This is a genomic window from Brevundimonas sp. GW821-FHT02A10 (genome assembly GCF_059422025.1).
In genome coordinates this window covers 830,922-851,717 of sequence record NZ_JBWKWC010000001.1, presented here as the reverse complement: position 1 = coordinate 851,717, position 20,796 = coordinate 830,922, and the positions used below count along the sequence as shown (strand labels likewise).

General features: G+C 69.6%; 22 protein-coding genes and 2 tRNA genes. 10 read left to right on the top strand and 14 right to left on the bottom strand.

The genetic code is table 11. The features are described from left to right. The first annotated feature begins 82 nt into the window (after positions 1-82). Positions 83-2,977 (top strand): ATP-dependent DNA helicase, encoded by a 2,895-nt coding sequence (locus AC07U0_RS03860; protein WP_494718699.1) that lies wholly within the window; start codon positions 83-85, stop codon positions 2,975-2,977. Here AC07U0_RS03860 and AC07U0_RS03855 read toward each other — a convergent pair. Beyond that, complete coding sequence (locus tag AC07U0_RS03855) at positions 2,974-3,408, bottom strand: VOC family protein (protein ID WP_494718698.1); 435 nt, start codon at positions 3,406-3,408, stop codon at positions 2,974-2,976. The two genes, AC07U0_RS03860 and AC07U0_RS03855, sit on opposite strands and share 4 nt — an antisense overlap. A 160-nt stretch (positions 3,409-3,568) precedes the next feature. Here AC07U0_RS03855 and AC07U0_RS03850 point away from each other — a divergent pair, with 160 nt between their 5' ends. Further along, positions 3,569-4,684 (top strand): alpha/beta fold hydrolase, encoded by a 1,116-nt coding sequence (locus tag AC07U0_RS03850; RefSeq protein WP_494718697.1) that lies wholly within the window; start codon positions 3,569-3,571, stop codon positions 4,682-4,684. Positions 4,685-4,698: 14 nt separating this feature from the next. On the opposite strand, the gene AC07U0_RS03845 is transcribed toward AC07U0_RS03850, so the two are convergent. After that, positions 4,699-5,232, bottom strand: coding sequence for a hypothetical protein (locus tag AC07U0_RS03845; protein ID WP_494718696.1), 534 nt, complete (start codon positions 5,230-5,232; stop codon positions 4,699-4,701). Between the two features lie 143 nt (positions 5,233-5,375). Here AC07U0_RS03845 and AC07U0_RS03840 point away from each other — a divergent pair, with 143 nt between their 5' ends. The 4 genes from AC07U0_RS03840 to hisC all read left to right on the top strand — a co-directional run bounded on the left by AC07U0_RS03840 (position 5,376) and on the right by hisC (position 8,501). Continuing rightward, the gene (locus AC07U0_RS03840; RefSeq protein WP_494718695.1) at positions 5,376-5,582 is read left to right on the top strand and encodes a hypothetical protein; all 207 of its coding nucleotides are present in this window, start codon (positions 5,376-5,378) and stop codon (positions 5,580-5,582) included. 64 nt (positions 5,583-5,646) lie between these two features. Beyond that, positions 5,647-6,702, top strand: a complete 1,056-nt coding sequence (locus AC07U0_RS03835) for a DUF2125 domain-containing protein (RefSeq protein WP_494718694.1) — start codon at positions 5,647-5,649, stop codon at positions 6,700-6,702. Between the two features lie 7 nt (positions 6,703-6,709). Next, on the top strand, positions 6,710-7,396 hold the full coding sequence (locus AC07U0_RS03830) for a hypothetical protein (protein WP_494718693.1): 687 nt from the start codon (positions 6,710-6,712) through the stop codon (positions 7,394-7,396). A 10-nt stretch (positions 7,397-7,406) separates the two neighbouring features. Further along, positions 7,407-8,501, top strand: a complete 1,095-nt coding sequence (gene hisC / locus AC07U0_RS03825) for a histidinol-phosphate transaminase (RefSeq protein WP_494718692.1) — start codon at positions 7,407-7,409, stop codon at positions 8,499-8,501. Positions 8,502-8,546: 45 nt separating this feature from the next. Here the strand turns inward: hisC and AC07U0_RS03820 are convergent, their stop codons facing one another. From AC07U0_RS03820 to AC07U0_RS03805, 4 genes are read right to left on the bottom strand one after another with little or no spacing between them, the layout of a single operon-like run. Next, positions 8,547-9,260 (bottom strand): lysophospholipid acyltransferase family protein, encoded by a 714-nt coding sequence (locus AC07U0_RS03820; RefSeq protein ID WP_494718691.1) that lies wholly within the window; start codon positions 9,258-9,260, stop codon positions 8,547-8,549. Beyond that, positions 9,257-9,916 carry a YdcF family protein gene (locus AC07U0_RS03815; RefSeq protein ID WP_494718690.1) on the bottom strand — a complete coding sequence of 220 codons (660 nt, stop codon included), beginning with the start codon at positions 9,914-9,916 and terminating at the stop codon, positions 9,257-9,259. The genes AC07U0_RS03820 and AC07U0_RS03815 overlap by 4 nt, the downstream gene beginning before the upstream one ends. Before the next feature lie 9 nt (positions 9,917-9,925). Continuing rightward, entirely contained in the window at positions 9,926-10,846 is a 921-nt protein-coding gene (locus AC07U0_RS03810; RefSeq protein ID WP_494718689.1) for a cell division protein FtsX, read from the bottom strand. Next, on the bottom strand, positions 10,843-11,553 hold the full coding sequence (locus tag AC07U0_RS03805) for a cell division ATP-binding protein FtsE (RefSeq protein ID WP_494718688.1): 711 nt from the start codon (positions 11,551-11,553) through the stop codon (positions 10,843-10,845). The genes AC07U0_RS03810 and AC07U0_RS03805 overlap by 4 nt, the downstream gene beginning before the upstream one ends. 71 nt (positions 11,554-11,624) lie before the next feature. Between AC07U0_RS03805 and AC07U0_RS03800 the strand changes: the two genes are divergently transcribed. After that, complete coding sequence (locus AC07U0_RS03800) at positions 11,625-12,662, top strand: MJ0042-type zinc finger domain-containing protein (RefSeq protein ID WP_494718687.1); 1,038 nt, start codon at positions 11,625-11,627, stop codon at positions 12,660-12,662. Continuing rightward, positions 12,655-13,200, top strand: a complete 546-nt coding sequence (locus tag AC07U0_RS03795; protein ID WP_494718686.1) for a phosphoribosyltransferase — start codon at positions 12,655-12,657, stop codon at positions 13,198-13,200. Before AC07U0_RS03800 ends, AC07U0_RS03795 begins: the two co-directional genes overlap by 8 nt. A gap of 4 nt (positions 13,201-13,204) precedes the next feature. Here the strand turns inward: AC07U0_RS03795 and lysA are convergent, their stop codons facing one another. The 3 genes from lysA to argH are packed head-to-tail and all read right to left on the bottom strand — an operon-like array spanning position 13,205 to position 16,162. Further along, entirely contained in the window at positions 13,205-14,491 is a 1,287-nt protein-coding gene (lysA, locus tag AC07U0_RS03790; protein ID WP_494718685.1) for a diaminopimelate decarboxylase, read from the bottom strand. Between the two features lie 7 nt (positions 14,492-14,498). Next, entirely contained in the window at positions 14,499-14,738 is a 240-nt protein-coding gene (locus AC07U0_RS03785) for a hypothetical protein (RefSeq protein ID WP_494718684.1), read from the bottom strand. Then, the gene (gene argH / locus AC07U0_RS03780; RefSeq protein ID WP_494718683.1) at positions 14,735-16,162 is read right to left on the bottom strand and encodes an argininosuccinate lyase; all 1,428 of its coding nucleotides are present in this window, start codon (positions 16,160-16,162) and stop codon (positions 14,735-14,737) included. Before argH ends, AC07U0_RS03785 begins: the two co-directional genes overlap by 4 nt. Between argH and AC07U0_RS03775 the strand changes: the two genes are divergently transcribed. Then, positions 16,161-16,784: a TlpA family protein disulfide reductase gene (locus AC07U0_RS03775; RefSeq protein ID WP_494718682.1), complete on the top strand. Its 624-nt coding sequence runs from the start codon at positions 16,161-16,163 to the stop codon at positions 16,782-16,784. The two genes, argH and AC07U0_RS03775, sit on opposite strands and share 2 nt — an antisense overlap. A gap of 3 nt (positions 16,785-16,787) precedes the next feature. Here AC07U0_RS03775 and AC07U0_RS03770 read toward each other — a convergent pair whose 3' ends face one another. Together AC07U0_RS03770 and AC07U0_RS03765 are read right to left on the bottom strand one after the other, a co-directional pair. Beyond that, positions 16,788-17,135 (bottom strand): hypothetical protein, encoded by a 348-nt coding sequence (locus AC07U0_RS03770; RefSeq protein WP_494718681.1) that lies wholly within the window; start codon positions 17,133-17,135, stop codon positions 16,788-16,790. An 87-nt stretch (positions 17,136-17,222) separates the two neighbouring features. After that, positions 17,223-17,299 (bottom strand) — tRNA-Met (locus tag AC07U0_RS03765). Between the two features lie 215 nt (positions 17,300-17,514). Here AC07U0_RS03765 and AC07U0_RS03760 point away from each other — a divergent pair. Then, positions 17,515-18,753, top strand: coding sequence for a PQQ-dependent sugar dehydrogenase (locus AC07U0_RS03760; RefSeq protein WP_494718680.1), 1,239 nt, complete (start codon positions 17,515-17,517; stop codon positions 18,751-18,753). Positions 18,754-18,760: 7 nt separating this feature from the next. Here AC07U0_RS03760 and AC07U0_RS03755 read toward each other — a convergent pair. The 3 genes from AC07U0_RS03755 to AC07U0_RS03745 form a co-directional block, all read right to left on the bottom strand. Next, positions 18,761-18,837: transfer RNA gene (locus tag AC07U0_RS03755), tRNA-Ala, on the bottom strand. A gap of 96 nt (positions 18,838-18,933) precedes the next feature. Then, positions 18,934-19,785 carry a TIGR02186 family protein gene (locus AC07U0_RS03750; RefSeq protein WP_494718679.1) on the bottom strand — a complete coding sequence of 284 codons (852 nt, stop codon included), beginning with the start codon at positions 19,783-19,785 and terminating at the stop codon, positions 18,934-18,936. Further along, complete coding sequence (locus AC07U0_RS03745) at positions 19,782-20,708, bottom strand: sulfite exporter TauE/SafE family protein (RefSeq protein WP_494718678.1); 927 nt, start codon at positions 20,706-20,708, stop codon at positions 19,782-19,784. The genes AC07U0_RS03750 and AC07U0_RS03745 overlap by 4 nt, the downstream gene beginning before the upstream one ends. Positions 20,709-20,796 lie beyond the last annotated feature (88 nt).

The following is a 20,796-nucleotide window of genomic DNA, read 5'->3' as shown; positions in this document are numbered from 1 at the left end:
AGGCGCGGCGAGGAAAGGGCATGCGTGTTCGCATGTGCGTGTTCCCGTTCCGTTTCCGGGCCGGAATCGCTATCTAGAGGCGGTGTCAGGCGAATCCGTCATCACCCATCCGTCCGTGACCGGCGCCGAGGCCTGGCTGGCCTTGCCGCCGGCGCTCGCCGTGCCGCCGGGCGCGGGGGCGATCTGTGACGACGAGGGCGCGCGAAAGATCGGACGCGGGGCCGCCGAGGGGGCCTTCACCACCGCCCCGGTCATGGTCGCCCACGCCAGCCTGACCGCGCGGCGTCTGGGTCTGGCCCCACCGCCGCGCTCGCCCGACATCCTCGATGTGCTGGAGCTCTACGCCTTCGTCCGGCCCGCACGGTTCTGCGCCCCGTCGCCCAGCGGCCTGGCCCTGGCGCTCGGCCTGCCCGAGCCCAAGGGGGCGGAGGCCCAGGCGGAGGCCCTGCGTCACGCCGCCGGCGCCCTGCTGCGCGAACTGGCTGACCCGGCCTACCCGGGGCGCGAGGACGCCTTCACTTTGGTCGAGACGCTGGGCAAGGCTCCGTCCGGCGCCTGGGGCTGGGCCTGGCGGGTGGTGGGCGCCTTGCAGCACGCTCCCATGCGCGATCGTCGCTATCGCGGCTCGGGCCTCGATGCCTGGTCTCGCCTGCCGGAGTGGGAAGACGAGGCCCCCCGCGGCGAGGCCGGCTCGTCTCCGGTCGATAGCGAGAGCGCCCGCATCCGGCTGGCCAAATTGCTTCAGGCCTCGGGTCTGGACGAGACCCGTCCGACCCAGTCCGACTATGCCGCCGAGGCCGCCTACGCCTTTTCGCCGAGGAATGAGGAGGGCCGGCCGCGCGTGCTTCTGGCCGAGGCGGGGACCGGCACCGGCAAGACCCTCGGCTATCTCGCCCCGGCCTCGGTCTGGGCCGAGCGTAACCAGGGCGCCGCCTGGGTCTCGACCTATACCCGCGCCCTGCAGCGCCAGATCGACCGCGAAAGCGCCAGCCTCTGGCCGGATCCCGTCGAGCGCAAGCGCAAGACCGTGGTCCGCAAGGGCCGCGAGAACTACCTCTGCCTGCTCAATCTTCAGGACATGGTCCAGGCGGCCCAGCTGGGCAACGGCGATCTGATCGGTCTGGCCCTGACCAGCCGCTGGGCGCTGCACACCCGCGACGGCGACATGACCGGCGGCGACTTCCCCGGCTGGCTGCCCGGCCTGTTCGCCACGCCCCAGAGCAATCAGGCGTCAGCCGCCAACCTCGTCGACCGGCGCGGCGAATGTGTCCACGCGGCCTGTCCCCACTACCGCACCTGTTTCGTCGAAAAGACCATTCGCGCCAGCCGCAAGGCCGACCTCGTGGTCGCCAACCATGCGCTCGTCATGACCCAGGCCGCCTTCGACGGGGCCCGGTCGGCGCGGGGCCTGAAACAGGACGGCGAGACGGCGGCGCTCAAACGCATCGTCTTCGACGAGGGCCATCACCTGTTCGACGCCGCCGACAGCGCCTTCTCCGCCTGCCTGTCGGGTCAGGAAGCCGCCGAACTGCGCCGCTGGATCAGAGGTCCCGAAGGTCGCGGGCGGCGCGGGCGGGGTCTGGAGCAACGGCTCGGCGATCTGGTCGGCGACGACACGGGCGCACAGAAGGCCTTGCAGGACGCCATCCGCGCCGCCGCGGCCTTCCCGGGCGAAGGCATCTCGGGTCGCATCGCGCCACCGTCGGGCGAGGTCAATCCGGTGGGGCCGATCGAACAGTTCCTGATGGCGGCGCTGGAGCAAATCCGCGCGCGGACGTCTGAGGCCGCGTCTTCGGCGTTATCGGAGTTCGGGACGGAATGCGCCGTCCGCCCCGCGACCGAACCCTTGCTGGAGACCGCGCGCGGCGCGGCCCAGGCCATCGCCGCGCTCGAGGCGCCGTTGCTGGCCCTCGCCCGGCATCTGGAAGACATCCTCGACGAGGAATCGGCCGAGCTCGAACCCTCGGCGCGTGCGCGGATCGAGGGCGCGCTGCGGGGTCTGGACCGCCGCGCCCGCATGACCCTGCCCGGCTGGCGCTCCATGCTGGCGGCCCTGCAGGACGGCGGTGACGAACCGGACCCCGATTTCGTCGACTGGCTGTCGGTCGAGACCGCCTTCGGCCGCATCCACGACGTGGCCCTGCGCCGCCACTGGATCGACCCCACCGTGCCGCTGGAGGCCGCCGTCATCCTGCCGAGCCACGGCGTGCTGGTGACCAGCGCGACGCTCAGCGATCCCATCGCGGCGGCGGCGGGCGGTGACGCCTTCGACATGGCCCGGATGCGCACGGGTTCGGCCCGGCTGATCGAGCCGCCGCGCACCCTCAAGGTCGAAAGCCCCTTCGACTATGAGGCCAACAGTCGGGTCATCGTCGTCACCGACGTGGCCAAGGACGATCCGCGCCAGACAGCGGCGGCGATGCGCGAGTTGTTCCTCGCGGCGGGCGGCGGATCGCTGGGCCTGTTCACCGCCATCCGCCGTCTGAAGGCGGTCTATGAGCGGCTCGGCCCGGATCTGGCCAAGGCCGGCTACCCCCTCTACGCCCAGCACGTCGATCCGCTGGAGGTCGGCGCCCTGGTTGATATCTTCCGCGCCGAGCAGGACAGCTGCCTTCTGGGCACCGACGCCGTGCGCGACGGGGTGGATGTGCCGGGTCGGTCGCTGCGCCTGCTGGCCTTCGACCGCGTCCCCTGGCCGCGTCCCGACCTGCTGCACAAGGCGCGCCGCCTGAAGTTCGGGGGCGAGAGCGCCGCCGGTCGCGGCTATGACGACAGCCTCGCCCGCGCCCGCATCGCCCAGGCCTTCGGTCGCCTGATCCGCCGCGCCGACGACAAGGGCGTCTTCGTCATGCTCGACGCCGCCACCCCCACCCGCCTGTTCGCCAGCCTGCCGCCGGGCGCGGAAGTCATGCGTATGGGGCTGGTCGAGGCGGTGGAGCTGACGAAGGGGTTTCTGGGCGAAAGTCCCGAAGCCTAGGCCTCGAAATTGATCTCGATACTGTCCGCCGACCGGTCCGCCGCGCCGTGGAACACAGCTTCGATATTGTTGCCGTCGGGATCGAGCAGGAAGGCGGCGTAATAGCCGGGATGATAGGGCCGCTCGCCCGGCGCGCCGTTGTCGGTACCGCCCGCCGCGAGCCCGGCCTTGTAAAAGGCCTCGACCGCCGCCCGGTCCTTCGCCTGAAACGCCAGATGATGCCGGCCGGTCAGCTTGCCGGTCGCCGCCGGGCTGTCGGCCGAGGAGACGAACAACTCGTCGGCCCAGAAATAGCTCTCGGCCTCGCCGCCGATGGATACGTCGAGGACCTCCAGCACGGCGCCGTAGAACCTCCGGCTCGCGGTCAGGTCCTTCACCACCAGCTGCAGATGGTCGATCAGTCGGCCCCGGTGCAGTGTCTGCGCTTCCATATCGGTCTCCCGCGATGAACCGCTGAGGAAACGGGCGGCGCGACCAGGGCGTTCCTCGGGGCGTTCCGGTGCGTCGATCCGTCCCGGCAAACACCGCGCTTGACTCATGGTCTACGTTCGTAATCTATGTAGATTACATATGTAATCTAACGGATCGATCATGACCCGGCTTCCGGCCCTGGCCTCGCTCACCCTGCTCGCCGCGCTTGTCAGCGTGCTTCCTGAAACGGCCATTGCCTTCGGCCAGGAGGTCGCGCCGTCGGGGCAGGATGAGTTCGTCATCGCGACCCCAGGGGGGATCGACGAGGAAGAATTCGTGACGATCGGCGGCGTTCGGCAATGGGTGACGATCCGGGGCATGGACCGGACCAATCCGGTTCTGTTGATCGTGGGCGGAACGCAGGTCGACGGGCCGGGCGCGATCCTGAGCCCCTATGTCCGCACCTTCCTGCCATGGGAGCGGGACTTCACAGTGGTCCAGTGGGATCCGCGCGGCATGGGCAAGAGCTTTGTCGAGGCCGGCGGGGTTCAGGATCCCGACCTGACGCTGGATCAACTGGTGCAGGATGGTCTGGAGCTGACCGACTATCTCCGGCAGCGGCTCGGCAAGTCCCGGATCGTGCTGCTGGGCGTGAATTTCGGCTCGACCCTCGGGGTGAAGATGGCGATGGCCCGGCCCGCCGCCTTTTCGGCCTATGTCGGGGTGGGACAGATCGTCAGCAACCGGGCCGAGCGGGAGCGTTTTGGCTACGACCGCCTGCTGCGGCTGGCGACGGCGGCCGGAGACGAGGCGGCGCTCGCGGACCTGCGGGTCAGCGGTCCCGATCCCTGGCGGGAGCCCCGGGACCCGGCGCGGGTCGCCGCTTTTGTCCGGGCCGGGGCGAAATACAGGCCCCCCAACCCCGTCAATCCGATGCGACAGGCGCTGGGCGCGCCTCACTGGACCATGGAAGACCTTGCTGCCTCCCAGCGCGCCGCCGCACTCGCCGAGCAAAGGCTGGGCCGCGACTGGGGCGAGCATTTCGATTTCAGCACTCTCGGTCCGGATCTGGCGGTCCCGGTCTTCGTGATCCAGGGCGAGGACAACGACACAGCCCCGACGCCCATGGCCCAGGCTTGGCTCGACGGACTGCGTGCGCCCTCGAAAACCTTCATCGCCATACCCGTGGCCGGCAACCACGCGATCGAGACCCATACGGCGGACGTTCTCGCCGCCCTGAACCGCGCTGTCCGGCCGGTCGCCGTCGCCGCGGATCAAGCGCCGTCCCGACGCTGACAGCGGTGAAGCGGCTAGCCCTCGCCGTTGGCCGGCGAGCCCGCCACCACCCGCCCACGCTCGATGCGGATCAGGTCGAGAACCCCGATCATCTGGCGCGACCGCCACTGGCTCATCAGGAAGGTCAGCGGCCCGAGCGTCACCATGGCGATGATCTGATAGACCGTCGTTGAGTGCTCGCGGATGAAGGCCGAGACGCTGTCGCCCTCGATGTCCGCGATGATGGCGATGATCGACAGGGGCAGGGTCAGATAGCCGATGACCACCGCCTTCAGCATCTGGTCCTGGCGCCGGCCGTTCAGGCTTACCAGGGCGTAGAGGGCGTCGAACGTCTTGTCATCGACGCCGTCCAGCAGGTCGAAGGTCTGCTGTGTCGATTTATTGCGCCGGAAGCCGCTGATGAAATCCACGCCGATATAGCCCCAGGCGCCGGGGGTGTAGAGGCCGGACGGCAGCAGGCTCCAGGCGGGGAAGTTCCGCTTCAGCCGGCGCCACAGGTTCCAGAGTTCGGCGGCGGCGTCCGGCGCCCCGTTACCTTCGTCCGCCATGTCGCCCCTCGCTCGAATCGGCGCCGGATCGTCGGCGCAATCCCCGGTGGCAGGCGCAAGCTTTGCTGGCAAGGGCGGTCCGTCGGGCGGGCTGGCGACGCTGTCGGATGAAACGATCCGCCATCGAGCGGCGTTAACGACACATGCCCGCCTATTCGCTCCATCTGCACGACGGCGGCAACGTCCCGCCGAAATCCACCCATATCGACGCGGTCGACGACGCCGCGGCGAAAGTGGTTGGTCTGGACTGGCTCGCCAGTCAGCCGCGCTACAGTCACGTCAGCATCGCCGAAGGCTTGCGGCTGGTCGGCAAGTTTCAGCGGTCGACGGCGCCCAGCCCGGCGGTCTGACGCGCGATAGGGAATGTTCGGCCGCCGCGTTCATTTCACGTCCCGGCTGCTGTAACAGGACCTCATGAGCGAAGACGCCCCCAAGAAGCATAGCCGCGCCGGTCTGTTCGGCCCCTTCGTCCTGCTGCTGATCGTGGTGGCGGGCTGGAGCGTCTGGTGGTTCTATCTCGCCGATCAGGTGAAGACCCGGCTGGAGGCCCAGGTCGACGGCATGCGAGCCGCCGGCTGGCAGGTGACCTATACCAAGCTGAGCATGAGCGGCTGGCCGTTCCGGCTGCGGGCCCAGGCCGATCATGTCTCCTTCGACGCCCCTTCCGGCCACGGAATCGCCGGGCCGCAGCTGGTGGCCCAGGCCACGGCCTGGAACCCCGACAAATGGGTGCTGATCGCGCCGGACGGCCTGACCGTCACCCGGGCGGGCAAGGGCAAGGTCGCCGTGCGCGGCGAGGCGATCCGCATGAGCGTCCACGGCCTGACCCAGCGTTGGCCCAATGTCGCCATTGAGCTGGCGAAGCCTGAGTTCACGGTCCTGCCGGGCGCGGAACCCTTCCCGATTTCGCGCGCGAAGCTGATCCAGCTCTACCTGCGGCCGCATCTGGCCCCGGCGGGCACGCCCGGCGTGGAGACCAGCGTCGACATGCTGTTCCGCCTCGTCGAGGCCGAGGGGCGTCCGCACGGCCCGGTCGAGGGCATGACCCGCAATGGCAAGCTCAGCGCCCAGATCGAGACCGTCATCGAACACGCCGACCAACTGACCGGCGCGGACGCCGCCGGGATCTTCGGCGCCTGGACCCGGGGCGGCGGCCGCTTCACCCGGGTGCGCGGCGAGTTGCAGGCTGGCGACAGCCGCGCCGTCCTGTCCAGCGACCTGCTCTCGGCCCAGCCCGACGGTCGTCTGCAGGGCCAGCTGGCGCTCAAGGCCGAGAAGCCGCTGCCGGCCATCGCCGGTCTGGCACGCTCCAACTCCGGCGCGGTCAATCAGGCCGGGGCCATGGGGGCCGCGGCCGCCACCGCCGTCGCGGGCGGGGCGGGCGACAACATCGACCTGACCCTGGTGTTCAAGAACGGCCGCACCTTCCTCGGCCCCTTCGCCCTGGCCCCGGCGCCGAAGCTGTTCTGATAGCGCGATGCTGATCGAGCCGGAGATGGACGGGGAGACGGCCGCCCTCGACGCCGCCCTTGCCGAGGCCCTGAAGATGCGGCTCGAAGCGGGAAGTCGCTCTGGCCCCGACGCCGAGGCGCTGGCCCTGCGCGGCCTGCTGGACCATGCCGACACCGTCGACCAGGCGGCCCTGATCAAGGCGGTCTGGGGCCGGATCGCCGCCGACACCGGGCCTGTCCTCTTCGCCGCCGGTCCGACCGCCCATCTGCTGGCCGCCGACCGCTTTGGCCTGCCGGTGCGTAGCTCCGCCGACGCGGAGGCGGCTTTGGTCGAGGCCGGACGCGGCGCCCGGGCCCTGATCGATCTGGATGGTCCGCGTCCCTGGTGGGGCAAGCTTCTGGCCCGGCCCGACCTGCGCATCGTCGCCGCCCTGCCTGATGACCGTCACGGCCGCCCGCGAGCGGTCCTGATCTCCAACGAGACCTCGGGCCCGACCGGCGAGGACCGCACCTTCTGGATCACCGACAGCCGCGAACCGGACGCGAAGATCGCCGACGCCCTGGCCGCCTCCGGCTTTCTCGCCCAAGGCCTTGTTTCGGCGGGCGGCTTGAAGCTGTTCATGCTGGCGGGCTATGTGCAGCCCGAGGACGGGCGGCTGATCGATGCGCCCGGCTCCCTCAAGGGCGTGATCGGCGCCGCACCCGTATTCTGAGATTGCTCGCATGACTGACACCGGCCCCGCTCCGAAGCCCGGCATCCTCGACATCGCCCCCTATGTCGGCGGCAAGTCGGCCATTGCCGGCGTCGCCGAGCCGATGAAGCTGTCGTCCAACGAGAACGCCCTCGGCGCCGGCGAGAAGGCGCGCGAGGCCTATGTCGCGGCGCTCAAGAACATCCACATCTATCCCGACGGCCGCGCCACCAAGCTGCGCGCCGCCGTCGCCGAACACCACGGTCTGGAGCCCGAGCGGCTGATCTTCGGCAATGGCTCGGACGAGGTCTTCGCCTTGCTGAACCAGACCTATCTGACCGCCGGGGACAATATCGTCTGCGGCCAGTACGGCTTCCTCGCCTATCAGATCAGCGCCAAGGCCTGCGAGGCCGTCGTCAAACAGGCTCCGGAGCCGGGCTACAAGGCCGAGATCGACGCCCTGTTGGAACAGGTCGATGAGCGGACGAAGATCGTCTACGTCTCCAACCCGTCCAACCCGACCGGCAGCTACAATACGGGCGAGGAAATCCGCCGCCTGCACGCCGCCCTGCCCGAGAACGTCCTTCTGGTCATCGACGAGGCCTATGCCGAGTTCGTCACCGAGAGCGACTGGGAGACGGCCCTGCCGCTGGCCAAGGACGCGCCCAACGTCGTCGTCACCCGCACCTTCTCCAAGATCCACGGCCTCGGCGGCCTGCGCATCGGCTTCGGCTATGCCCCGCTGGCGGTGGAACAGGCGGTCGACCGCATCCGCCTGCCGTTCAACGTCTCGGTCGCCGGTCTCGCCGCCGCCGAAGCCGCCCTCGGTGACGAGGCGCACCAGCAGGCCTCGCGCGATCTGGTCCAGACCTGGCGCCCGCGCCTGACCCAGTCGATCCGCGGCTTCGGCTTCGACGTCCTGCCTTCGGCCGGGAACTTCGTGCTGGTGCTGTTCAACGACGGCAAACACACCGCCGCCGCCGCCAACGACTGGCTGAACGCCAAGGGCATCATCGTCCGCCCGGTCGGCGGCTACGGCCTGCCCAATGCGCTCCGCATCACCGTCGGCACCGAAGACCAGAACCGCGCCGTCATCGACGCGCTCAGCGAGTTCGCGGCTTCCTAGAAGGGCGCTAACGCCGGCGACGCGGTCACCGGCGGCTTGAGCTAATCAGCGCAGCCGTTCGAGCAGGGCCTGGGATGCCGGTTCGATGCGGCCTTCCACCATGGCCATGAAGGCCGCGCGCTTCAGACCGGCCGGGGCGGGCGGCAGGAATTCGAACACCACCTTGCCCGGGATGCGCCGGAAGCCGTGGGCCGGCCAGTGCTCGCCCGAGTTGGTCGCCACCAAGGCGCAGCTGGCCTCCAGATCGCGATAGATGGCCGCGACGCCGGGCTTGTACTGGCCGGGCTGGCCGGGAGGGGTGCGAGTGCCTTCGGGGAAGATGATGATCTGGCGGCCTTCAGCCAGCCGGGCCTTGGCCTGACGCGTCATGTCGCGCAGGGCCGTCGCGTGACCGGCGCGGTCGACGGCGATCATCTTCGTCTTCCAGGCGAACCAGCCGAAGAAGGGCAGGGGCATCAGCTCCTTCTTCAGCACGAAACAGGGCTCGGGCAGGATGGCCAGCAGGGCGACGATGTCCAGCATGCCCTGATGCTTGGACGCGACCAGCGCCGCGCCTTTCGGCCGGTATTCCAGCCCCCGCACCTCGACCCGGACCCCGGCGATATGGCGCAGGCCGAACAGCACGGTCCTGGCCCAGGCCTTCACCACCTTCATCGCCACGGGGACGGGCATCAGCAGGGCCGGCGACAGACCGACCGCGAACACCGCCATCGACAGATAGGTCCACAGGGTGAACAGCAACGAACGCAGGGTAATCAACCAGCCGTCTCCGTAACGCGGTCCGGAGCCGAGGCGGTCGCATCCGGGAAGACCGGGTCCCGTTCGGGATGTTTGCCGGTCAGCCGGTGCAGGCCCTCGCGGCCCAGAACGGCGAGGTATTTCATATATTCCAGCGTCATGCGCCGCGCGGTGACGGCCGCCTTCCACCAGCGGGAATTGTCCAGCGACGGGGTCTCGACCGCATAGGGAACCAGCTTGATGTCCGGCGCCACGCTGTGGATCTCCAGCAGGGAGCGCGGCATGTGGTAGTCCGAGGTCACCACGATCAGCCGTTTGTACTCATGAGACCTGGCCCAGGCGCCGATTTCCTGGGCGTTGCCCACGGTGTTCTCGGCGTCGAAGCCCAGATCGACGCAGCAGTTGAACAGCTTGTCCGAGCCGGGCGTCAGGGCGCGCAGCTCCTGGCGGCGGACCGACGGATTGACCCCGGAAATCAGCAGCCGGTCGCCCTTGTCATGCTCCAGCAGGCGGATGGCCGCATTGACCCGCTCGGCCGAGGGGCCGGTCAGGGCGACAATGGCGTCGGCGCGCTCGGGCTCGGCCGCCGGGGTCAGTCCGCGCACCCGGTCGGCGAACACGAACAACCCGACCAGCCACAGCAGCGCGATCGTGCCGATAAGCGTCAGAAACTTCATCTGAACCTCCTATCGTCGCGAACGGCGTCCGCCAAGCGTCCCCGGATCCGGCGCGGCCCGCGCCAGGGTGGTCTGAGCCGCGATTCTGGCCGCGACAAGCGCCACCGTACCCGCCAGCAGCGGACATGGCGAGAGCAGCAGGATGTCGCTCCACGCCAGCGGCAGGGCGGTCGTCAATCCACCGGGGCCGCCGAGGGCTCTCAGGGCCGCGATCAGCAGCGCCGCCGCGACTGCCCCGCTGGCGCCCGCCCCCGCGGCCAGAAGGCCGAACCGGGTCTGGAACAGGCCGGCGATATAGCCCTCGGTGGCCCCGGACAGGCTCAGGGTGTCGATGACCGCGCGCTGGGCCTGAAGTCCGGCCCGGGTCGCATAGACGATGGCGGACGCCGCGGCGCAGGCGATCAGCAGGAAGCCGGCCAGGCTCAGGGCGGTGATCAGGGCCGCGGATCGCTCGACCTCGCCGCGCCAAAGGGAATGGTCGTCGACACTGGCGTCCAGCCCGGCCTCGGCCAGGGCGCGGCTCAGAACCACGGTGCTGGCGGGCGCCTTCGGGTCCAGCCGCACGGTGACGAGGAAGGGCAGGGGCAGGTCGGGCAGGACCGCCTCGCCCAGCCAGGGGCGCAACAGGTCCTCGGCTTCCTTGCGGTCCATGACAGCGGCCTCGGACACGCCGGGCACGCTGGACAGGGTCTCGGCGGCCCGTCCGGCGGCGGCCAGACCCGTCTCCCCGACACGTGGACGCACCTGCACCGTCGCCTCGGCGCGCAGCTGACGCGCCCAGCCGTGGGCGGCCCGGTCGGCCGCGACCGCGCCGACGCACGCCAGACAGGCGATGAAGCACAGGACGGCGATCACCGCCGCCAGCCAGGTCTCGCCCGCGGCGTCGCGGGGCAACAGGCCCGGGGATTTTCCGGAGAAGGGCGACTTCATCCGACGCCTCCCGTCAGCCTGCCGCGATCCAGCCGGAGCCGCCGCGCGCCCGACTGTTCGGCCAGAGCCTCGTCATGGCTGGCGATCAGCACCGTGGCGCCCAGCTTGTTCAGGGTCTGGAACAGATTCAGCAGCTTGTCGGCCATAGCCTTGTCGACGCTGCCGGTCGGCTCGTCGGCGATGATCAGCTCGGGCTTGGTCATCACCGCCCGGGCGATGGCCAGCCTCTGCTTCTCGCCGCCCGACAGGGATGGCGGTCTGGCGTCCATGCGTCCGCCCAACCCGACCCAGCGCAGCATCTCCTCGACGTCGGGGGCGTATTCGGCGCGCTTGCGTCCAGCCAGCCGCAGCGGCAGGGCCGCGTTCTCGAACAGGTCCAGATGGTCCAGCAGGCGGAAGTCCTGGAACACCACTCCCATCCGCCGCCGCAGGGGCGGGGCCGCCGACCGGGGCAGGTCGGTGACGTCCTGTCCGAACAGGGCGATCCGGCCCTCGGTGGGGCGCTCGGCCAGTGTCAAAAGCCGCAGCAGCGACGACTTTCCCGCGCCGGACGGGCCGGTAAGGAAGTGGAAAGAGCCACGCGGCAGAATGAGGTTAACGTCCCGAAGCACGTCGGGCGAATCGGCATAGCCGAACCCCACGCCGGTCAGGCGGACGGTTTCGGGCGCGGATTCAGCAGCGGCGGCGCGGCGGGGCGGAGCAGGCATCGATTTTCTTTGGGACCGGGGCGCGCGCGCCTCGACAGGAGGGGGCGGATCACGCCCCGCAGTCAGACCGCATGATACTGACCTGTCCGTCCTGCGCCACCAGCTATTTCACGCCTGACGAGGCGATCGGCCCCAATGGCCGCAAGGTCCGTTGCAAGACCTGCGCCCACGTCTGGCACGCCTCCCTGGCCGACGAACCGCTCGAACTGACCGCCCCGCCCGAGGCCGCCCTGGTCGAGATGGTCGCCAACGGCATGGTCGGCGCTTCGGCCGGCGGCTTCGGCAAGCGTGAGGACGGTCCCGACAGTCTCGCCGAGACCCCCGCTCCCGAACTGCCCAAGGCTTTCCGCGCCCGCGCCGAGGAACAGCGCCGCGTCCGCCGCGCCGCCACCCACGGCGCCGTCTGGGCCGGTCTGGCCAGTGTCTTCGTGGCCATTCTCGGCGCCGCCTGGCTGTTCCGCGTCGAGGTCGTCGACCTCTATCCGCGCGCCGCCGCCGCCTATGCCGCCGTCGGTTCGCCGGTGAACGCCACTGGCCTGAATTTCGAGGCCATGGCCATCAAGGTCGCCCCCTATGATCCCGGCAAGGTGATCGTTTCGGGCTCGGTGCGGAACATCCGCGACCATGAAATCGTCAGCCCGCCTGTCCGCATCGCCCTGCTGGACGCCCACGGCGCCGAAATCGGCTTCCACGTCATCACCATCGACGCCGCTCCGGTCCTGCCGGGCGGGGTCCAGGGTTTCGCCGCCGTCATCCCCGATCCGGGTGCCAAGATTTCCGGCATCGGCGTCGATTTCGTCGCCACGCCGAAGGCCAAGGCCGAACACGCCGCCGAGGACGCCCACGACGCGCCCGCTCATGAAGCGCCCGCTCACGGCGACGACCATGCCGCGCCTCAGGCCGGGCACGGCGACGAAAACGGCTCCGATCATGGGGCGGCCCCTGCTCCGGCGGGCCACAGCTCCGGCCCCCTGACCGGTCATGCGGCCGAGAGCGGTCTGCGTCCGGCCATCGACCACGAAATCCGGGCCCCGGCCCTGGCGCCCGTCGACGCCCACCCTATCGACAGTGGGCATGGCGAGGCGGTATCCGCTTCGCATCATGGCTGACTCCTCCTCCCCGACGTCTTCCACGCCCGAAGTCCTGCTGTCCGAGGCCGAGATCGCCCGGATCGTGGCTGAACTCGCCGAACGGATCGCGCCCGTCATCGACGACGACACTGTCGCCGCCGTCCTTCTGACCGGCGGGTTGTGGTTCGCCGCCGACCTGACGCGAGCGCTGTCGCGGGTCGGCCGTCATGTTCGTTTCGACGCCCTGTGGCTGGCCTCCTACGGTGACGAGAAATCGAGCCGGGGCCGGATCGACATCCACGCCCCGTTCCAGCGCTCGCTGGAGGGCCGCAAGGTCCTGATCCTCGATGACGTCTTCGATACCGGTCTGTCGCTGGCCGAGGCTGTGCGGATCGCCAAGGAGAAGGGCGCTACGGAGGTCCTGACCTGCGTCTTCGCCCGCAAGCCTTTCCCCTTGCCGCGCGCGCCCGAGCCCGACTTCTTCGGCTGGCAGGCCCCCAACCGCTTCCTCGTCGGCTACGGCCTCGACAACGCCGGCGCCATGCGCGGCCTGCCGGACATCTGCGCGCTGGATTAGTGGCCTAAAGCCAGTCCGCCATCGGTTCGCGGGCCAGCATCTCCTCATAGGTCGGGCGTGGGCGGATGACGGCCCAGCGGTCGCCGTCGACCAGCACCTCGGGGACCAGAGGCCGGGTGTTGTATTCGCTCGACATCACCGCGCCGTAAGCCCCCGCGCCGGTGAAGACGACCAGATCGCCGGCCTGCAGCGGCGGCAGGTCGCGACCCCGGGCGAAGGTGTCGCCGGTCTCGCAGATGGGTCCAACCACGTCGTAGGCGGTCGGTGCATTGTGGCCGCCGGCCTCGCGCGGTCGCACCGCCTTGATCTCGTGGAAGCTGTCGTACATCGCCGGGCGGATCAGGTCGTTCATGGCCGCGTCCAGCACCAGGAAACGGCGGCCGTCGGCCCGTTCGGTGATCTGGATCACCCGGCTCAGCAGCACGCCGGCATTGGCGGCGAGCAACCGGCCCGGCTCGAACGCCGCCTCTACATCAAGCCCGTCCAATACCCGGGCGGCCATGGCCACATAGTCGGCGGGGGAGGCCGTCGGGGCGCCGCCGACATAGGGCACGCCCAGTCCGCCGCCGAGGTCGAGGCGGGTCACGGTCTGACCGCTGGCGCGCAGTTCCTCGGTCATCGACCGCAGCAGGCGGAAGGCGGCTTCGAGCGGCGTCAGGTCAGTGATCTGGCTGCCGATGTGGCAGGCCAGACCCACGGGCGTCACGTGCGGGCTGGCGGCGGCGCGAATATAGAGGGCCATCGCCTCGTCCGCCGGAATGCCGAACTTGTCGCCTTCGCCGCCGGTGGTGATCTTGGCGTGACCGCCGGCGCCGATCTTGGGATTCACCCGAATAGCGATCTCCGGAACCTTGCCCAGACGTTCGGCGATGGGAATGAGACGGTCCAGCTCCGCCGGGCTCTCGACATTGATCTGACGCACGCCCGCCTCGATGGCGAAGGCCAGTTCGCCGTCGGTCTTGCCGACGCCGGAGAAGATGATTTTGCCGGCCGGCACGCCTGCCTTGAGCGCGCGGCGGATCTCGCCTTCGGACACGGTGTCCGCCCCGCAGCCCAGCCGCGCCAGGGTCGCCAGCACCGACAGGTTGGAGTTGGCCTTGACCGCATAGGCGATCAGGGCGTCGCCCAGGGCTTCACGATGGGCGTCCGCCGCCTCGCGCAGCACGCCGTAGTGCCGCGTCAGGGTGGCGGTGGAATAGACATAGGCGGGCGTCCCGACCGTCTCGGCCAGGGTTTCCAGAGACACGCCCTCGGCTTGCAGGGCGCCGTCCTTCAGATCGAAATGGTGCAAGGCGTCTCTATTGGGGATCACGTCCCGCGGCGGGGGCGCCGAGGGGATTGGAGGGGCCGCCGTCGATCGGCACCTGGCTGGACGGCCGGTTGACCGTGGCGGGATCGGGCAGATGGGGCGCCCAGGCGTCACGCTGCGCGCGCTCGGTCGCGCGAGGCGCAGGGGCTTCCAGATCAGCCATGCGGCCGCAGGCGGCGGCCGAGGCGGCCATCACGGCGAGAGCGCCGAGAACAATCAGCTTTTTCATAGACGCGACTTCCAATCGGCGATGCGAGCGCGGACCTGCTCGGGGGCGGTGCCTCCGAAGCTCTGGCGGCTGGCGCAGGAGGCCTCGGGAGAGAGCACCTTGTAAATGGCCTCGGTCACCCCGGGTTCAAGCGCCTGCAATTCCGACAGGGGCAGTTGCGCCAGACCCACACCGAGGCTCTCGGCTTTCTTCACCGCCGCGCCGGTCACATGGTGCGCCTTGCGGAAAGGCAGGTTCAGTTCGCGCACCAGCCAGTCGGCCAGATCTGTGGCGGTGGAGAACCCTGCGCCGGCCGCCGCCGCCATACGTTCCGTGTTCGGAATAAGGGCCGCGACCATGGCCGTCATGGCGGTCAGGGCCAGATCCAGTGCGTCAAAAGCCTCGAACACCGGCGGCTTGTCCTCCTGCATGTCCTTCGAATAGGCCAGAGGCAGGCCCTTCATCACCGTCGACAGGGCGACGAACGAGCCAAGGATGCGCCCGGTCTTGGCGCGCACCAGTTCGGCGGCGTCGGGATTGCGCTTCTGCGGCATGATCGACGAGCCGGTGGTCAGGTCGTCGGGCAGGGCGGCGAAGCCGAACATCGGCGTCATCCACACCACGATCTCCTCGGCCAGCCGCGACAGATGGCCCGCCGTGATTGAGGCGGCGGCCAGGCTCTCCAGCGCGAAGTCGCGGTCCGAGACGGCGTCGAGCGAATTGGCCATCGGCCGGTCGAAGCCGAGGTCGGACGCGGTCGCATGACGGTCGATGGGGAAGGGAGACCCGGCCAGGGCGGCGGCGCCCAGCGGGTTCTCGTTCATCCGCTTGCGGGCGTCGGCGAAGCGTCCGGCGTCGCGCCCGAACATCTCGACATAGGCCATCAAATGATGGCCCAGGGTCACCGGCTGGGCGGTTTGCAGGTGGGTGAAGCCGGGCATCAGGTCGCCCGCATGCTGTTCGGCCCGGGCCAGCAGCGCCTTCTGCAGGGCGACCAGCTGATGGCCGGTGCGGTCGCAGGCGTCGCGCACCCACAGGCGGAAGTCGGTGGCGACCTGGTCGTTACGGCTGCGCGCCGTGTGCAGACGGCCCGAGGGCTCGCCGATCAGTTCGCTGAGGCGGGCCTCCACATTCATGTGGATGTCCTCGAAGCTGTCGCGGAAGGGGAAGGCGCCGTCGCGGATCTCGCCCTCGATGGTCTCAAGCCCGCCCAGAATGGCCTCGCCGTCGGCCGCGCCGATGATCCCCTGTTTGATCAGCATGCGGCAATGGGCGCGCGATCCGGCCAGATCCTGGGCCCACAGACGCTGGTCCACGCCGATGGAGACATTGATCGCCTGCATGATGTCGGCGGGCTTGGACGAGAAGCGGCCGCCCCACATGTCTTGACCTGCGGGCTTTTGATCCGCTTTGGTCTTTTCTTCGGGGGTGGAAACGTCGGTCATGAGCGGCTCGAAGACGGCGATCGGGGTAATTCTGGGGGTGCTGCTGATCGGAGCGATCGGCGGCGGCGCGTTCCTATACGCCAAGCCTGACGCCGCCGCCAAAGTTTCCGCAACCGCCGAGGCCCCGAAAAGCGCGCTCGCCCGGTTCGCGACCGGTTCGCTGGTCACGCTTGAGACGCCCGCGGCCACTCCGTTGGCGCCCGATTATGTGTTCAAGACCGCCGAAGGCGCCGACGTTCGCTTCGCCGCCTTCCGGGGCAAGGTGGTGCTGGTCAACCTGTGGGCCATGTGGTGCGTGCCGTGCCGCACCGAGATGCCGACCCTGGCCGCCGCTGCGAAGACGTATGAGGGCAAGGATTTCATCGTCCTGCCGATCAATGTCGACGTCGAGCCCGACGCGGTCGCCGATGCGAAGAGTTTCATCGGCGTCCACGAACCCCTGCCGCTCTACAGCGACCCGAAATTCCAGCTGCCGTTCGAGTTTCCCGGCAAGGGCAAGATGCCCCAGACCATCCTGCTGGATCGTCAGGGCCGTATCCGGGCAACCTTCGCCGGCGAGGCCGACTGGAACAGCCCCGAAGCCCGCGCCCTGATCGACGCGGTGCTGGCGGAGCCTGCCTGAAGCCTAGTGTCCGGCTGGAGCCGGCACGCGCTGGTCGGTCGACGGGTTGACGGCGCCGGGCTTGCCCTCGGCGGCGGCCTCAGCCTGGTTGGCTTCCAGATGGTCGGCGACCTTGCCCGCGCCCTTCTCGACGGCCTGGGCGGCCTTCATGGCGCCGCTCTCGACCACTTCGCCGGCCTGGGCGGCGACTTCCCCCGCCTTGTCGCCGGCCTGGGCGGCGGCGACCTCAGCCTTGTCGCCCGCGACGGCGGCGTCGGACTTGGCTTCGGTGGTTTCGGACTTCGTGCAGGCGGCGGCGCCCAGGGTCAGGGCGGCGACGGCGATCAGGGCGGCGGGAATGCGAACGGACATCGGAAATCTCCGGCTGAGGTGAACCTTGGCTGGAGAAACGCGGGCGACGAACGCCGGTTGCGAGGGGCTCTTCGTCGCGGGGACCGATGGTGGCTGGAGGCGGGCTCGAACCGCCGACCTGTGGGTTATGAATCCACCGCTCTAACCAGCTGAGCTACCCAGCCACGCTATCGGTCGCCCGGCGGAGCCTGACGGCCGCGCGCGGGAAGAGGCGTGCCTATATAGACGGCGGGGCGGCGGTTCAAGTCGCTTCGCAAAAAGCCTGTCCTGAAGCGAGGACGATCGGTCGCAACGACAGTCCCCGGTCGGGCTGGAACGGTCAAGCCCGGCTTCCGTTTTTCCGCCGACAGTTCTGATTCCCCGCCTGAAAGGTTCCCCGATGCGCACCCTCGTCCTGGCCTCCAGCGCCTCCCTGATGGTCCTTGCCGCGGCCTGCGGGGCGCGAGGCGAGAACGATGCGACAGCGTCCGGCGCCGCCTCGGGCGCCCAGGTCGAGACCCGGCCCGCCAATGGTCAGGGCCAGACCCCCGCCTTCGCCGGCCAGACCCGGGCCCCGGGTCTCACGACCGATGTGAAGCTGGCCTCGACCGTCGTCGCGGCGGGGCTGGAGCATCCGTGGGGCCTCGCCCTCCTGCCCGACGGCCGCTGGCTGGTGACCGAACGGCCCGGCCGGCTGCGTATCATCACCGCCGAGGGCCAGAAGGGCGAGCCGATCACCGGCCTGCCCGCCGTCGCGGCGCGCGGTCAGGGCGGTCTGCTCGACGTCGCCGTCGGCCCAACCTTCGCTCAAGACCGCTTGATCTACTGGGCCTATTCGGAACCGCGCGAGGGCGGAAACGCCACCTCGGTCGCGCGCGGCCGCCTGTCCGACGACGGGACGAAGGTGGAGAACGTGCAGGTCATCTTCCGCGCCCTGCCGACCTATGACGGCGACAAACATTTCGGCGGCGCCCTGGCCTTCGCCCCCGACGGCAAGCTGTTCATCACCCTCGGCGAACGCTCCGACGCCCCGATGCGGCCCCAGGCCCAGGACCTTGGCTCCCACATGGGCAAGGTGATCCGCATCAACGCTGACGGGTCGGTCCCGGCCGACAATCCGTTCGTGAACACGGCCGGGGCCCGGCCCGAGATCTGGAGTCTCGGCCACCGCAACGTCCAGGGCGTGGCGATCACGCCCACCGGTCAGGTCTGGACCATCGAACACGGCACGCGCGGCGGCGACGAGGTCAACCACGACCGCGCCGGGGTCAACTACGGCTGGCCGATCGTCGCCTATGGCACGGAGTACGCCGGCGGCGCGATCAACGGCGGCGTCACCGCCCGCGAGGGTCTGGAACAGCCCGTCTACTACTGGGACCCGGTCATCGCCCCCGGCGGCGCGACCTTCTATGAGGGCGCCATGTTCCCGGGCTGGCGCGGCAATCTGCTGGTCGCGGGCCTGAAGGAGAAGCACATCGCCCGGCTGGTGCTGCAGAACGACCGCGTCGTCGGCGAAGAGCGTCTGCTGACCGATCTGGGCGAGCGCATTCGCGATGTGGCGGTCGGGCCCGACGGCGCCGTCTGGGCCATCACCGACGAGACCGACGGCAAGCTGGTCCGGCTGTCGAAGGCGCCCTGATGTTCGATGGAGGCCTGGCCTCCGAGTCGAACGGAGGGTCCTCGGGCTTGCAGGCCCGCCGCGTCGCCACTCCGCCACCAGGCCGACGGAGGCATCGGCGCGGCCAGGCGAACGGCCGCAAGGCGTCACTGCGGGGTGATGACGGCCAAACCGTGATCGGCTTGTTTCCGGCGTGAAGCCTCAGTTCCGGCGGAACAGCCGCGAGGCGCCGTAGCCCGTCGCCGCCGCCAGCAGGACTGACAGGACGCCGTACAGCCACGGCCGGCGATGGGCGAATTCATAGACGTCGCGCTCGAACCCGACCTTCTCGACCGTCAGGGTCAGGTTGGACACCGATTGCGGTTCCCCGTCCCGGAACAGCCAGACCTCGGCGTAATACTGGCCGGTTGGAGCGACGGCGGGCAAGTCGATCTCGGCGCGGAACAGGCCCTTGTCGACGAATTTCACCCCTTGAGGATCGGTGTCGTAGAGCGCCGCGGCCTCCTTCAGCCGGATGACGGCGCGGCGCCAGTCGAGGTAGTCGTCGCCCAGCCGCGACACCACCACATCGCGCACGCCATAGCGGGTCACGGTGCGCTGCTCATCCGGAGCCCCGATCCGCAGGTGGTCAACGCCGACGCCCAGCCGGCGTAGCTGGCCGAAGTCGGCGATGTCGCTGAGCGGCCGTGTCGAGGCGGTCATGTAGAAGCCGGGCGCGCCCTCGAACAGCACGGGACGGCTGTTCAGCCAGACGCCCATGTTGCGGGTCTTTTTGACGAGCCGGACCGGAGTCTCCGGGCCGCGCATGACCACGACCACATCCGTCGGGCTGTTCGACGGGTTGAACACCGCGCCGTACAGAACGATCGAGGCGCCCCGGAAGCTGGAATCGACCCGAATCCGGGCGTTGGTCAGGGCGGCGGCGACGCGCAGTTCTCCCTCGGTCCCGGCCGACTGCTCGGAAGGCGGAATGGCGGGGGCGGGCGCCGGCCCTTCGGGAATCAGGGGCGCTGAAATCGCAGGAGGAGGGGGAGGCGGGGGCGCGTGGATCATCGGTCCGCGATCCCCGGGGCCAGCAGGAAGATGTCGTGCGGCTTCACGAACAGCTCCAGCCCCATATAGACACCGACGCCCAGGACGATCAGCCCCAGCAGGGCGCGCAGCTCCTCGGCACGAAACCGGCTGGCGAACCGGGCGCCCAGCTGGGCCCCGACCACCCCGCCCAGCAGCAGGAGAGTCGACAGGACGATGTCGACCGTCTGGTTGCGTCCGGCCTGCAGGATGGTGGTGATGGCCGTGGTGATGATGATCTGGAACAGGCTGGTTCCGACCACGGCCCCGGCCCGCATGCGCAGGACATAAAGCATGGCCGGCACCAGGATGAAGCCGCCGCCGACGCCCATGATGGCTGACAGGATCCCGGCGAAGATCCCCAGGGCCAGCGGCGGAATGGCGCTGATGTAGAGGCCCGATTTCGGGAAGCGCATCCGGAACGGCAGGCCGTAGAGGAACAGGGGGCGGCGGCGGTCCTTGTGCGGGGCGGTTTCGCCGCGGCGGCGACGGATGATCTCGGTCAGGCTCTCGTTCAGCATCAGGGTGCCGATGGCGCCGAGGAAGAGCAGGTAGGACAGGGCCACGACCAGGTCGGCCTGACCCAGCAGCCGCAGGTAGCGGAACAGCTCGACGCCCGCGACCGCGCCGATCGCCCCGCCCGCCGCCATGATGCCGCCGAGCTTGAAATCGACCGCCTTCTGGCCCGAGTAGCGGATCACGCCCGAGGTCGAGGAGGCGACGACGTGGCTGGCCTGGCTGGCGACGGCCACGGTCGGTGGGATGCCGAGGAAGATCAGGATCGGTGCCATCAGGAAGCCGCCGCCCACGCCGAACAGGCCGGACACGAATCCGACCGCCGTTCCCAGCAGAACCAGGATCGGCCAGTTCACCGAAACCTCGGCGATCGGCAGATAGATATCCAAAGGACGCGCCTTCGGCTGACGGACAAAAACAAGCGCCGGAAGGCGTGGGGAGGGTCTAGCGCCCGGGCGGCGGCTTCACCACCCGGTG